The organism is Stenotrophomonas sp. Steno-Z1 (genome assembly GCF_056393175.1).
Genome location: NZ_JBWJPB010000001.1, coordinates 476,456 through 489,488 on the forward strand (window position 1 = coordinate 476,456; position 13,033 = coordinate 489,488).

The 13,033-nt window shown below is 70.4% G+C and carries 9 protein-coding genes; 2 read left to right on the forward strand and 7 right to left on the reverse strand.

Features of this window, described 5'->3' with window-relative positions:
• Position 1: 1 nt before the first annotated feature.
• The 4 genes from pdeM to AC06FD_RS01970 are packed head-to-tail and all read right to left on the reverse strand — an operon-like array spanning position 2 to position 5,712.
• Positions 2-652, reverse strand: coding sequence for a ligase-associated DNA damage response endonuclease PdeM (pdeM, locus tag AC06FD_RS01955; protein ID WP_259206047.1), 651 nt, complete (start codon positions 650-652; stop codon positions 2-4).
• Entirely contained in the window at positions 642-3,089 is a 2,448-nt protein-coding gene (locus AC06FD_RS01960) for a ligase-associated DNA damage response DEXH box helicase (RefSeq protein ID WP_478077357.1), read from the reverse strand. The genes pdeM and AC06FD_RS01960 overlap by 11 nt, the downstream gene beginning before the upstream one ends.
• A 14-nt stretch (positions 3,090-3,103) precedes the next feature.
• Positions 3,104-4,708, reverse strand: coding sequence for an ATP-dependent DNA ligase (locus tag AC06FD_RS01965; protein ID WP_478076859.1), 1,605 nt, complete (start codon positions 4,706-4,708; stop codon positions 3,104-3,106).
• Positions 4,705-5,712 carry a ligase-associated DNA damage response exonuclease gene (locus AC06FD_RS01970; protein WP_259206041.1) on the reverse strand — a complete coding sequence of 336 codons (1,008 nt, stop codon included), beginning with the start codon at positions 5,710-5,712 and terminating at the stop codon, positions 4,705-4,707. The genes AC06FD_RS01965 and AC06FD_RS01970 overlap by 4 nt, the downstream gene beginning before the upstream one ends.
• A 110-nt stretch (positions 5,713-5,822) precedes the next feature.
• Here AC06FD_RS01970 and AC06FD_RS01975 point away from each other — a divergent pair, with 110 nt between their 5' ends.
• Positions 5,823-7,454, forward strand: coding sequence for an isovaleryl-CoA dehydrogenase (locus AC06FD_RS01975; RefSeq protein WP_394160951.1), 1,632 nt, complete (start codon positions 5,823-5,825; stop codon positions 7,452-7,454).
• Positions 7,455-7,573: 119 nt separating this feature from the next.
• Here the strand turns inward: AC06FD_RS01975 and AC06FD_RS01980 are convergent, their stop codons facing one another.
• The 3 genes from AC06FD_RS01980 to AC06FD_RS01990 form a co-directional block, all read right to left on the reverse strand.
• Positions 7,574-7,978 carry a hypothetical protein gene (locus AC06FD_RS01980; protein WP_259206035.1) on the reverse strand — a complete coding sequence of 135 codons (405 nt, stop codon included), beginning with the start codon at positions 7,976-7,978 and terminating at the stop codon, positions 7,574-7,576.
• 227 nt (positions 7,979-8,205) lie between these two features.
• A complete protein-coding gene (locus AC06FD_RS01985) occupies positions 8,206-8,547 on the reverse strand; it encodes a hypothetical protein (RefSeq protein ID WP_259206034.1) in 342 nt (113 codons plus the stop codon).
• 124 nt (positions 8,548-8,671) lie between these two features.
• Positions 8,672-9,847 (reverse strand): thiolase family protein, encoded by a 1,176-nt coding sequence (locus AC06FD_RS01990; protein ID WP_259206033.1) that lies wholly within the window; start codon positions 9,845-9,847, stop codon positions 8,672-8,674.
• Positions 9,848-10,150: 303 nt separating this feature from the next.
• On the opposite strand from AC06FD_RS01990, the gene AC06FD_RS01995 reads away from it, so the two are divergent.
• Positions 10,151-12,997 (forward strand): S8 family serine peptidase, encoded by a 2,847-nt coding sequence (locus AC06FD_RS01995; protein WP_478076860.1) that lies wholly within the window; start codon positions 10,151-10,153, stop codon positions 12,995-12,997.
• Positions 12,998-13,033: the final 36 nt, after the last annotated feature.

Sequence of the window (13,033 nt, forward strand, 5' to 3'; positions counted from 1 at the left end):
CTCATGCGCTGCGGGCGGGCAGGGCGATGGCGTGGTCTTCCACGCACGCCACCAGCTGCTCGCCCGGTGCCAGCACCGGGGCCACCCCGGCAGTGAACCGCGACCATGCCGGCAGCACGCTCAGGCGCTCGCGCAGCCAGAACGCCGGCCAGCGTCGCTGCATGCCCGGCAGCTTGGCCAACGGATGGATGTGTCCGCACAGCACGTGCAGCGACGGATGCGGCTCTGGATCGTGGCGCAGCAGGAAGGGGCCCGCCTCCAGCCGTTCGCCGAGCAGCGTGATGCCCAGATCGGCCTTGGGCAGGGCACGGTCGTGATTGCCGGTGAGCGCGCCGATCTCGACGTCCGCATGCAGTTCGCGCCAGCCCTGCCATTGCCGGTACCACGCGCTGCGATGCGCGACGCCGTGCAGCACATCGCCCAGGATCCACAGCGACGCCACCGCGTGCTGGTTCAGCAGCACCGACAGGCGCTGCAGATCGTCGCCGGTTCCGCCGCTGGGCAGTCCGATCCCCGCCCGCCGGAACACATCGGCCTTGCCCAGGTGCAGGTCGGCGATCAGCAGTGCCTTGCGTGCGGGCCAGTAGAGCGCACGCGCGCCGAGCAGCAGCACCGGCTCCCCGGCGATCGTGGTCGGCAGTTCAGGGGCCATGGCGTGTCTCCAGTTGCCGTGCAGCGCGCTGCACGCGGGTTTTCCAGTCTTCGTTGCTCAGCTGGCCGCGCAGGCGTTCCGCCCACAGCGGGAACGACAGCGGTCCGAGACTGGTGGGCGCCTGCAGGCTCAATGTCCGCGCCTGGCAGCGTTGCAGCGTGGTGGCCAGGCTGGTCATGTCCAGCTGCGCATGCAGGACCTCGCGCTCGGCAAGCGCAAGCAGGATGTGGTCGGGGTCGTGCTGGCGCAGCACGTCATACAACAGCCCGCTGGATGCCTGCAGCTGGCGCAGGCTGCGTGGGGTGCGGCCGGGCAGTGCAGGCACCAGCAGGCCGGACACGCGCGCGATGTCGCGGAACTGGCGCCGTGCCAGCTCGCCGAGATTGAGGCTGTCGCGCAGGTCCTCGAACAGATGCGCCGGCTCCAGCAGCGCGCGCACGCCGGGTGCGTCCAGTTCGACCGCGCGGGCCGGTGCCAGCACGAAACCGTAGTCGTTGGCCGCGTAGCCGATCGTGTTGGCCTGCAGCCGCGTCAGCCGCATCGCCATCAGGGCGGCCACGCCTTCGTTGACCTGGCGCCCGGCGAAGGGGTACACGAACACGAACTGGCCCTCGCGCCGGCGCACCACTTCCACCAGCAGCCGCGTGGGCGAGGGCAGTTCGGACAGCCGCGACTGCAGCGCCAGCAACGGTGCCAGCCAGCGCATCTCCGGCGAAGGCGCCGGCGCGTCGAACACCGCCTCCATTTCATGCCCCAACGCGTCGGACAAGGGCAGGCGGCCGCCCTGCCAGCGCGGCACCAGGCCATCGCCGCCCTTGGCCAGGCGCACGTAGGCCGTCAGGTTCTCCAGGCGCACCAGCTCCAACAGGCGGCCGGCGAACTGGAAGCGGTCGCCCGGGCGCAGGCGCCCGACGAACTGTTCTTCCACGGCGCCCAGGCGGCCACCACGCAGGAACTGCACCACCGCGCTGCCATCGCTGGTGATGGTGCCGATCGACAGCCGGTGGCGCAGGGCGACGCGGCGGTCGTGCACGCGATACACGCCGTCGTCGTCGAGGACGACCTTGTGGAAGTCCGGGTACTGCGCCAGCGCGCGGCCGCCCTGCACGATGAAGTCGAGCACCGCCTGCCAGTGCGCGTGATCGAGCGCGGCGAATGCATGCGTGCGCCGGACCTGTTCAAACAGGGCGTCGGCCTGGAAGCCACCACCAAGCGCGCAGCTCACGCAGTGCTGCGCCAGCACGTCCAGCGACAAGGTCGGGGGATGCCGTGCCTCGATCACCCCGGTGGCCAGCGCGCGCCGTGCCGCGGCGTATTCGACCAGCTCCAGCGCATGCGACGGCACGCACACGATGTGCCCGGATTCGCCCGGGCGATGGCGGGCGCGGCCGGCGCGCTGCAGCAGCCGCGCGATGCCCTTGGGGCTGCCGATCTGCAGCACCTGGTCCACGGCCGGGAAGTCCACGCCCAGGTCCAGGCTGGAGGTGGCCACCACGCAGCGCAGCCGTCCCTCGCGCAGGCCCTGCTCGGCATCGCGCCGCAGGGCGGGGTCCAGCGACCCATGGTGCAGCGCGAGCGTGGCCGGGTCTTCGGGCCATACCGCCGACAGCGCCTGGTGCCACAGCTCGGCGTGTGCGCGGGTGTTGGTGAACAGCAGGCTGGTGCCGACGGCCAGCAGTTTTTCCAGCACGCGCTGCAACTGCGACAGGCCCAGGTGGCCCGCCCACGGGAAACGTTCGCCATGCGCCGGCAGCAGGGTCTCCACGCTGACCGGCCGCGGCCGCGCGCCGGCTACCAGCGGTGCATCGGGCAGGTCCGGCAGCAGCACCTCGCGCGCCTGGTCCAGGTTGCCCAGCGTCGCCGACAGCCCCCACAGCTGCAGCGCGGGCAGGGCATCGCGCAGCCGGCGCAGGTTCAACTGCAGCAGGACGCCGCGCTTGTTGCCCAGCAGTTCGTGCCATTCGTCGACCACCACGCAGCGCAGCTGGCGCATCTTCGCCAGGCCGTCGGGATAGCTGAGCAGCAGCGCCAGCGATTCGGGCGTGGTCACCAGCACGTCCACGCGGCCCTCGCGCGCCAGCCGCTTGTCGCGGGCGCTGGCGTCGCCGGTGCGCAGGCCCACCTGCCAGTCCAGGCCGAGCGCCGCCAGCGGCTCGCGCAGGGCGCGCGCGGTGTCGCTGGCGAGTGCGCGCAGCGGGGTGATCCACAGCACCTGCAGCGCCGGTACCGGCGTGCGTGCACGGCCGGTGCGCACGACCGGCAGCGGATCGGCCAGGGCCTGCAGCAGCGGCCCGCCAAACATCGCCAAGGTCTTGCCGCTGCCAGTGGGCGTGTGCAGCAGCCCGGACGCACCGGCCAGGTAGTGGCGCCACATCGCCTTCTGGAACGGCAGCGGCGTCCAGCCGCGGCTGTCGAACCACGCGGCCAGCCGCGCCATCGCCTCGCGCCGGGTCACCGCGCCAGCGCCTGCAGCTGGGCAAGCGTGTCTGCTTCGCTGGCCGGCTTGTCCTGACGCCAGCGCAGGATGCGCGGGAAGCGCACCGCGATGCCCGACTTGTGCCGGCTGCTGCGGTTGACGGCTTCGAAGCCCAGTTCGAACACCTGCTCGCCGCGCACGCTGCGCACCGGCCCGAAGCGCTCCACGGTGTTGGCGCGTATCCAGCGGTCCAGGGCGAGGATTTCCTTGTCGTCCAGGCCCGAATAGGCCTTGGCCACCGGCACCAGTCTGTCGCCGTCCCACACCCCGAAGGTGTAGTCGGTGTACAGCGTGCTGCGCCGGCCGTGACCGGCCTGTGCGTAGATCATCACCGCATCGATGGTGAGCGGATCGATCTTCCACTTCCACCAGTCGCCGCGTCGCCGACCACTCTGGTAGGGCGAATCGTGGCGCTTGAGCATCAACCCTTCCACCCCACGCTCGCGCGCGAGCACGCGCTGCGCCGCTGCCGCCGGCCAGTCGCTCGCCTCGACCGTGGGCGACAGCGCGATCCGCGGGTCCGCCAGTGGCGCCAGCAGCGCCGCCAGCCGCGTGCGTCGCGCGTGCAGCGGCTGCGCGCGCAGGTCCTCGCCATCGGCTTCGAGCAGATCGTAGGCCAACACGCGCACCGGCGTGTCGCGCAGGGTCTTGGGCCCCGGCTTGCGGCGCTGGATGCGGGTCTGCAGCGCGGTGAATGGCAGCGGGTGCTCGTCGCCATCGCGCCAGGCCAGCAGCTCGCCGTCGATCACGCAGCCATCGGGCAGTGCCATCGCGGCTGCCTCGATCTCGGGGAAGCGCCCATCCAGGCGCTCCTCGCCGCGCGACCACAGGGCCACTTCTCCCTGGCGGCGCAGCAGCTGCAGGCGGATGCCGTCCCACTTCCATTCCAGGGTCCAGTCGGTGATCGGCCCCAGCCGCTCGACCTCGACTTCGAGCGGGGAGGCGAGGAAGAACGGATACGGTTGCTGCCGGTCCTCCGGCCGCTCCTCGGGCGACAGCAGCGCTGCCAGCAGCCCGGGCGAGGGCACCCATTCGCCCAGCATGCGCTGGGCGATGCGCGCGATGTCGATGCCGGACAGGTCGGCCAGCGCCTGCTGCACCACGCGCTGCGACACGCCCACCCGCAGCGCGCCGGTCAGCAGCTTGTTGAAGACCAGGCGTTCGCCGGCAGGCAGCTGGCGCCAGCCGGCCACCACCGCCGCGCGGCGTACCGGATCGTCCTGGTTGGCCACGGCCAGCAGGTGCGCTTCGATCCAGTCGGCCAGGGGCCGGTCGACGCCGCGTTCGGGCGGATCATCGAGCAGCAGGGTCAGGGTCTCGGCGAGATCGCCGACCTGGTCGTAGCTGTCGTTGACCAACCATGCAGGCAGGCCGGATTCTTCGCTGATCCACGCGCGCAGTTCGGCGCTGGCGGCGATCTTGCGGCGCGCGCCGCCGACCTTGCCGCCGCTGAGCAGGTACAGCGCCCAGGCAGCGTCGTGCGGGCGTGCATCGCGGAAGTAGGCGACCAGCGCGGCGCGCTTGTCGAGTGTCGCGGTGCTGCGGTCCAGGCGCTGGTAGAGCGCGGCGAATGCCTTCATTCCTCGCTCCCGAAATCGGTCCGGAAGGCTTCGGCGGCCACGCCGCGCTCGCGCAGGAAGGGGATCAGGGCGTCGGTGTTGCCATGGGTGGCGATCACCCGCCGCGCACCGGTCTGCGCGATGGTCTGCAGCAGCGCCGGCCAGTCGGCATGGTCGGAGACCACGAAACCGCGGTCGTAATTGCGGCGGCGACGGTTGCCGCGCAGGCGCATCCAGCCCGACGCAAAGCCGAGCTGGTGCTTGCCGAAGCGGCGCAGCCACGGCGTGCCGGCGGCCGAGGGCGGGGCCAGGATCAGCTTGCCGGCGGCATCCGGCTGCCGGCCCTGCTCGGCCACGGTGTGGGTCTCGAGCATGGGGATGCCGGCCTGCCGGTACACCGCCACGCCGTTGGCGATGGCACCGTGCAGCCACGCCGGCTGGTCGTCCAGCGGCAGCAGCTCGGCCAGGATCCGCTGCGCCTTGCCCAGCGCGTAGCACAGCAGGATCGCCGCCTCGCCGCGCGCGGCGCATTCATGCCGCCAGGCCACGATGTCCGCGGCGACCTCGGCGGTGTCCTGCCAGCGATAGATGGGCAGCGCAAACGTGGCCTCGGTGATGAACACGTCGCAGGGCACCACCTCGAACGGTGCGCAGGTTGGATCGGGTTGGCGCTTGTAGTCGCCGGAGGCGACCCAGACCTGCTCGCCATCATCGATGCGTACCTGCGCCGAGCCCAGCACATGCCCGGCCGAATGCAGCGACACCTCCACCCCGCCCAGCCGGAACGCATGGCCGTAATCGTGCGCCTGCAGTGGCACCTCGCCCAGGCGCCAGCGCAGGATCGGCACGCTCTGCGTACTGCAGTAGTACTGCCCCATGCCGCCGCGCGCGTGGTCGCCGTGGCCGTGGGTGATCACCGCGCGCGGCACCGGCCGCCACGGATCGATGTGGAAATCCCCTGCCGGGCAGTACAGGCCTTCTGGTCGCAGGACCACCAGATCGTTGTGCGTGGAAGTCGGGCTCATGCGCTGCACTGTGCCGCCGCGCTCGTGCAGGAGGTGAGAATCCGCCTGAACGGCGAGTGGCGCGGCAATGCGGCAGAATCGACTCAACCCCAGGCCAGGAGGCCGCTGCGATGACGTCCGAACCGACCGCCTTCGACACCCACGCGGTATTCAACCAGCCACCCCCGTTCGCCGGTCGCAACCTGTGGGCCGATGACGTGGCCCTGGTGGCGGCGGTGCAGCGCGAAGGAGGCGCCGAGTTCGCTGCGCGCCTGGCGCAGTACGGCGGGCTGGCCGGTGATCTGCTGTACCAGCTTGGCTTCGATGCCAACCGCGATCGGCCACGGCTGCGTACCCACGACGCGCAGGGCCATCGCATCGATACGGTGGAATTCCATCCGGCCTACCACCGGCTGATGGACGCGGCCAAGAGCCACGGCGTGGCCGGCCTGTCCTGGTACGACGGCAGCCCGGGCGCGCACGTGGCGCGCGCGGCGTTGAGCTACCTGCACCACCAGGCCGAGGCGGGCACCAGTTGCCCGCTGACCATGACCCACGCGGCGGTGGCGGTGCTGCGCCAGCACCCGGCGTTGGCCGAGTGGGCCGACAAGGCGGCGGCACCGCACTACGATCCGCGCGACGTGCCGATCGCCGACAAGCACGGCATCACCCTGGGCATGGGCATGACCGAGAAGCAGGGGGGCTCGGACGTGCGCGCCAACACCACCCGTGCCGAGCCGCAGGCTGACGGGAGCTACCAGCTGATCGGGCACAAGTGGTTTTTCTCCGCGCCGATGTCCGATGGTTTCCTGGTGCTCGCGCAGGCGCCCGGTGGGCTGAGCTGCTTCCTGATGCCGCGGCGACTCGAAGACGGCAACCGCAACGCGTTCCGGCTGATGCGGCTGAAGGACAAGCTGGGCGACTGGTCCAACGCCTCCAGCGAAGTGGAGCTGTGCGGTGCCTGGGCGCGCCTGGTCGGCGAGGAAGGGCGCGGGGTGTCCACCATCATCGGCATGGTGATGATGACCCGCCTGGATTGCATGCTGGGTGCGGCGGCGGAGATGCGCATGGCACTGGCCCAGGCGCTGCACCACACCCGTCACCGGCAGGCATTCGGCAAACGCCTGTGCGACCACGCGCTGATGGCCAACGTGCTGGCCGACCTGGCGATCGAATCCGAAGCGGCCACGACCTTCGCCCTGCGCGTGGCGCGCGCGGTGGATCGCGCCGGCACCGATGCGGATGAAGCGGCGTTCGCGCGCGTCGCCACCGCGGTTGGAAAATACTGGGTGTGCAAACGCGCAGCGGTGTTCGTCAACGAGGCGCAGGAATGCCTGGGCGGTGCGGGCTACGTGGAGGAATCGATACTGCCGCGGCTGTATCGGCAGGCCCCGTTGAATTCGATCTGGGAAGGCAGTGGCAACATCCAGTGCCTGGACGTGCTGCGCGCGCTGTCGCGCGATGCGCAGGTGCTGCCGGTGCTGGAGGCCGAGCTGGGCAATGTCGGCGGTCGCGATCCGATCTATGACGCGGCGCTACAGGCCCTGCGCGCGACGCTGGCGGCGACGCCGGCGGAAGCGCAGGCGCGCCGCGTCACCGAGCAGTTGGCGCTGCTGTTGCAGGCGGCCGTCCTGCTGCGCGCCGACAGCCCGAATGCAGCGGCCTTCATCCGCTCGCGCCTGGGTGGTGACCATGCGATGGCCTTCGGCACATTGCCGGATGACCTGGATGTCGCCGCGGTACTGACGCGCGCGCTGCCGTGAGCCGGTCCCGCCCCGCACGCCGGCGGTGACCTGCCAGCCACGTTCCCGCGGACGGGGCACACCAAAAAAAAAACGCCCCTTCCTGTGAAGGGGCGTTCGGGTGCTGCGCCGGCGATGACTCAGTGCTTGGCTTCGTCGGCGTTTTTCTTGGCCTCATCGGCCACGTCGCGGGCCTTGTCGGCCACCTTCTGCGCGGCATCGGCGGTGGCATCGCTGGCGTGGGCGCCCGCATCCTTGGCCGCGGTCTTGGCCTCGCCGGCAGCTTCCGACGTGGCGGCGGCGGCACGGTCGAGCGCCTGCTGGGTATCGGCCGCGGCACGCTCGGAGGCGGCGGCGGCGTCATCGGCGGCATTGCGGGTGGAGGCAGCGGCCTGGTCGACCGCCTCGCGCGCAGCGGCGTTGGCGCTGTCGGCGGCCTGCGCGGCGTCCTGGCGGGCCTGTTCGGCTTCCGGGCCCTTGCAGGCGGCCAGGCCGAGCAGCAGGGAGGCAGCCAGCAGGGAAGTGGTCAGCGGACGGATGGTCATGGCGGTCTCCAATACGGGAATCGTAGGGGAGGCCAGCGTATTCATGCCGTCGTGAAGACCCGGTGGGCACCGCCGCCGCGCCTGAACGAACGGGGGCCGGGGCAGGCCGTTGGGGGCAGATGGCGTAGGGAGAGACCGTGGGTCGGTACGCGTCCGACCGACGCGCCCAAAGAAAAAGCCGCTGGCGAACCAGCGGCTTCTTCAGACTTGCTTGAAGAAAGAAGTGATTACTTCTTGGCTTCTTCAGCAGCGTCCTTGGCCTGCTCGGCGGTGGCTTCACCGGCCTTGGCAGCGTCGGCAGCGTTGCCGGCAGCAGCGTCGGTGGCAGCGCCAGCAGCCTGGGCAGCGGCATCGGCCGAAGCGTCAGCAGCGGTGGTGGCGGTGTCGGCGGCAGCCTGGGCAGCGTCGGCGGTCTGGGCGCCAGCAGCAGCGGCCTGGTCGGCAGCGACCTGGGCGTCGGCGGCAGCTTCGTTGGCCGAAGCAGCAGCGTCAGCAGCCTGTTCCTGCTTGGAGCAGGCGGTCAGAGCCAGGCCCAGGGCCATCGCGATCAGCAGCTTGTTGATGCTCATTTGTGTGAATCCTCGTCGTTAGATTAGGCAACGCGCTATTGCGCGCCCGGCAACATGATGACAAGCCAAGATTGGCTGTCAAGCGATCGCGCATTCATTTTTGCGAAATGCGCGTTAAATCTAATCAAATCAATTCGATGGCAATGGCCGTTGCTTCGCCGCCGCCAATGCAGAGCGTAGCGATGCCGCGCTTTCCGCCGCGCTTGCGCAAGGCGTTCACCAGGGTGACCACCAGCCGCGCGCCCGAAGCCCCGATCGGATGCCCCAATGCGCAGGCGCCGCCATTCACGTTGACCTTCTCGTGCGGGATGCCCAGTTCGCGGATCGGGGCCATGGCCACCACCGCGAAGGCTTCGTTGATCTCGAACAGGTCGACTTGGTCGATGCTCCAGCCGGTTTTTTCCAGCAGTTTGTGCAGCGCGCCGATCGGGGCGGTGGTGAACCACTCCGGCGCCTGCGAATGGGTGGCGTGGGCCACGATCCGGGCCAGCGGCTGCAGGCCGCGCGCGGCCGCGTCCTCCTCGGCCAGCAGGACCACCGCGGCGGCGCCGTCGGAGATGCTGGAGGAGCTGGCGGCGGTGACCGTGCCGTCCTTCTTGAAGGCCGGGCGCAGGGTCGGGATCTTGGCGACGTCCGAACGACCCGGCTGCTCGTCCTGCGCAAACTCGACCTCGCCCTTGCGGGTGGACACCTTCACCGCGACGATTTCATCGTCGAACGCCCCGCTGGCCTGCGCAGCCTGCGCGCGGCGCACCGATTCGATGGCGAAGGCGTCCTGCTCCTCGCGGCTGACCTGGTACTTCTCCACCGCGCTTTCGGCGAATTCGCCCATGGCCTTGCCGTCGTAGGCGTTGACCAGGCCGTCGTGGGCCATGTGGTCGACCGCCTGGAAATTGCCGAAGCGGTTGCCGGTGCGCGAGTTGGGGAGCATGTGCGGCGCATTGGACATCGACTCCATGCCGCCGGCCACCACGATGCTGGCCGAGCCGGCCTTGATCAGGTCATGGCCGAGCATGATCGCCTTCATGCCCGAGCCGCACACCTTGTTGAGCGTGGTCGCGCCGGTGGCCAGCGGGATCCCGGCGGCGATGGCCGCCTGGCGGGCCGGCGCCTGGCCGAGGTTGGCCGGCAGCACGCAGCCCATGATCACTTCGGAGACATCCGCAGCCGGCACCCCGGACTGCTGCAGTGCCGCGGCGATCGCGGCGGCGCCCAGGGTAGGGGTGGGGACACCGTTGAACTGGCCCAGGAAGGACCCGATGGCGGTGCGTTTGGCGGCGGCGATGACGATGTTGGACATGGCAATCTCGTTGGTGCGTGAGCGATATACGAAATGGGCGCGCGGGCCTCGAGGCCCAATGCGCGTCCCGGCAGACTGCGTGGGGTGGCCCAGTATAGGGGGTCGCGGTTTTCCACCGGTGTCGATGGGGAGCGCCGCCGCCTTGGCCGTTCCCATTAGTGGGACGGCGTGCCATTGGCGACACGGGCTTTTCCCGGCACACTGCGCTGCACCGGCCAGCTACGCAGGCATGGCACTTGCCGCCGGTCAGGTCCAGGAGGACCGACCGGGCGGGAGATTTCATACGTCAATGGGGATGCAAGGATGAACAAGGCAGTAGTGGGGCGGACTCTTCTGGTCACTGCATTGGCTGCGGCGCTGGGCGCCTGCGGCGGTGGTGGCGGTGGCAACAACGTGCGGGTCGATCCGCCACCGACGACGCCGCCAACGACGCCTCCCCCGACCACCCCGACGCCGCCCAAGCCGGCCGAGCCGGCATTCGACGCGCATCTCACCATCACCCAGGCGGGCGCGGCGCGCACGGCCGGGCTGGATGGCACCGGCGTGCGCATCGGCGTGGTCGACTCGGGCGTGATGCGCAACCATCCGGCGCTGGCCGGCCGGGTGCTGGCCAATTACAGCTACGTGGATGCGCGCACCAACAACCTCAACGTGGACGACGTGGTCGGCCATGGCACCGCGGTGGCCGAACTGGCCGCCGGCAAGGCGGTGGGTTCCTGGCCGGGCGGCATCGCGCCGGGGGCGCAGATCGTGTCCGCACGCATCATCGCCGACACCCGGCCGACCGACGACGGCAGCGGCAACGGCAATGAAGTCAACGGCGCGCTGGGTCTGGCCGGGGTCCACCAGGACCTTATCAGCCAGGGCGTTAAGGTGATGAACAACTCCTGGGGCGGCCTGTACTGGACCAACACGGCGGCGACCGCGCCGATCGCGCAGGAATACCGTCCCTTCATCCTGAGCAACGGCGGGCTGGTGGTGTTCGCCACCGGCAACGAGAGCAAGCCCAACCCGTCCAGCATGGCTGCACTGCCGAGCCAGGCCGGCCCGAACGGCACGCTGCCGGCGGCCGATCTGGAACGTGGCTGGTTGAGCGTCACCGCGGTGGATTCGACCGACCCGAGCAAGCTGGCCACCTACGCCAACGCGTGCGGCGTGGCCGCGCGTTACTGCCTGGCCGCGCCCGGTGCGGCGGTCTACGTGGACCCGGCCTACACCAGCGGCACGCCGAAGTACCTGTGGAACTACGGCACCTCCTTCGCCGCGCCGCTGGTCTCCGGCGCTGCCGCGCTGGTGTGGCAGAAGTACCCGTACTTCAGCAACGACCTGGTGCGCCAGACCCTGCTCGGCACCGCCACCGATCTTGGCCCGGCCGGCGTGGACAGCACCTTCGGCTACGGCCTGCTCAACATCGCCAAGGCGATCAACGGCCCGGCCCGGTTCGACTGGGGCAACACCACCGTCAACGTCAACCAGACCTCGCTCAACTCGGTGTGGAGCAACAACATCAGCGGTAGCGGCGGCCTGATCAAGCAGGGCGTCGGCGCGCTCGGCCTGTCCGGCACCAACACCTACACCGGCGAGACCCGCATCGAGCAGGGCACCATCGCGCTGCGTAGCGGCGGCTCGCTGACCTCCAACGTGACCGTGGTGGCCAACGCCAACGGCCCGAACGCGTCCGCGCTGCAGTTCCTGTCCGGCGACGGGCGGGTCAAGGGCAACGTCGACAACGGCGGCAGCGTGATCCTGCGCGACGCCAATACCACCGCCACCATCGACGGCAATTACACCCAGCGCGCCGGTGCGCAGCTGATGATCGCGCTGGGCGGCAGCCCGCTCAATGTCACCGGCACCGCGGCGCTGGCGGGCAACGTGCACGTCAGCAGCATCCTCGCCGGCTACGTGCCGGCGGCGGGGCGGACCCAGACGGTGCTGCAGGCCGGCCAGATCAGCGGGCAGTTCGCCGGGGTCACCCACAGCCTCACCCAGGCCACGCTGCTGCAGATGTCGCTGCAGCAGACCAGCACCGCGGTCACCTTGACCACCGACCAGATCAACGTGGTGTCGGCCAGCGTCAACGCCGGGTTTGGCAGCGCTGCGTTGGCCTCCGCGGCACGCGTGGAGTCTGCGTTCGAGGTGCTCGATCGCGGCGGCTTGGCGGGCAGCGGCTTCGCCGACGGTGCAGGCGAACTGCAGCGCGTCCAGGGCAACCAGGCGCTGCAGGACAGCCTGGACAGTTTGTCCGGCAAGGCGCATGCGCTGGCCACCGCCGCCACCTTCGACAGCATCGACCTCAACCGGCGTGCGCTGTCCGAACGCTTTGGCCAGGTGCAGGGCGTACCGCGTCTGCGTGGTGCCTGGCAGAGCCAGCTCGGCGACGTCGGGCAGGGCAGCTTCTCGGCCAGCGGCGCCGAGACACGCGGCTGGATGATGGGCCAGGACGCGGCCTTCGGCAGCAACGGCGTGCTGGGCTTCGCCTTCGGCGAAACCCGCACCCACAACAACCGCGACTGGGGCAGCGACCGCGGCCGTGACCGCCAGTCGCAGGCGCAGCTGTACGCCGGCTGGAACGCGGGCCGTGCCTATGCCCTGGGCCAGGTGGGCGCCGGCCTGTTCCATCGTGAGATCGATCGCCAGCTGCTGCTGGGTGCCGGTCAGTACGGGGTCAATGCGCGCTACGGCGGCAGCTTCAGTGCGGCCAGCGTGGAAACCGGCTACCGCTTCGGCGACGCTCGATCCTCGCTCACCCCGTACCTCGGTGCGGATTACGCGCGGGTGGACAACGACCGCTTCACCGAACAGGGCGGCCTCGGCTTCGGCCTGCGTACCGAAGGCAACCTGAGCACGCGCAGCCAGGCCCTGGCGGGCGTGCGTGCCGAGCGGCAGTGGGGCAGTTGGTCGCTGCGCGGTTACGCCGAATGGCAGCAACGGCTGTCCAGCACCGGCCTTGCCCAGGACGCCAGCTTCGTCGGCGTCGACGCCTGGGCACCGCTGGCCGGCCTGCAACCGGCGCGCTCTGGCGGTCTGTTCGGGCTGTCGGTGGAATCGTGGCTGACCCGCAACAGCCGCGTGGCCTTCGGCTACGACCAGCGCTTCGGCCCGCGCGGTGACCTCAGCCAGGTCGCCTTGCGCTACTCGGCCGCATTCTGAGCCTTGGCGGGCGCGGGGCCGGATCGGCGCCGTGCC

What these genes read in the sequence shown, in the direction of transcription:
- AC06FD_RS01980 (WP_259206035.1), bottom strand. Translation starts at nt 7,978, where the DNA reads ATGACCATCCGTCCGCTGACCACTTCCCTGCTGGCTGCCTCCCTGCTG.
- AC06FD_RS01995 (WP_478076860.1), top strand. Translation starts at nt 10,151, where the DNA reads ATGAACAAGGCAGTAGTGGGGCGGACTCTTCTGGTCACTGCATTGGCT.
- pdeM (WP_259206047.1), bottom strand. Translation starts at nt 652, where the DNA reads ATGGCCCCTGAACTGCCGACCACGATCGCCGGGGAGCCGGTGCTGCTG.
- AC06FD_RS01985 (WP_259206034.1), bottom strand. Translation starts at nt 8,547, where the DNA reads ATGAGCATCAACAAGCTGCTGATCGCGATGGCCCTGGGCCTGGCTCTG.
- AC06FD_RS01970 (WP_259206041.1), bottom strand. Translation starts at nt 5,712, where the DNA reads ATGAGCCCGACTTCCACGCACAACGATCTGGTGGTCCTGCGACCAGAA.
- AC06FD_RS01990 (WP_259206033.1), bottom strand. Translation starts at nt 9,847, where the DNA reads ATGTCCAACATCGTCATCGCCGCCGCCAAACGCACCGCCATCGGGTCC.
- AC06FD_RS01960 (WP_478077357.1), bottom strand. Translation starts at nt 3,089, where the DNA reads ATGGCGCGGCTGGCCGCGTGGTTCGACAGCCGCGGCTGGACGCCGCTG.
- AC06FD_RS01965 (WP_478076859.1), bottom strand. Translation starts at nt 4,708, where the DNA reads ATGAAGGCATTCGCCGCGCTCTACCAGCGCCTGGACCGCAGCACCGCG.
- AC06FD_RS01975 (WP_394160951.1), top strand. Translation starts at nt 5,823, where the DNA reads ATGACGTCCGAACCGACCGCCTTCGACACCCACGCGGTATTCAACCAG.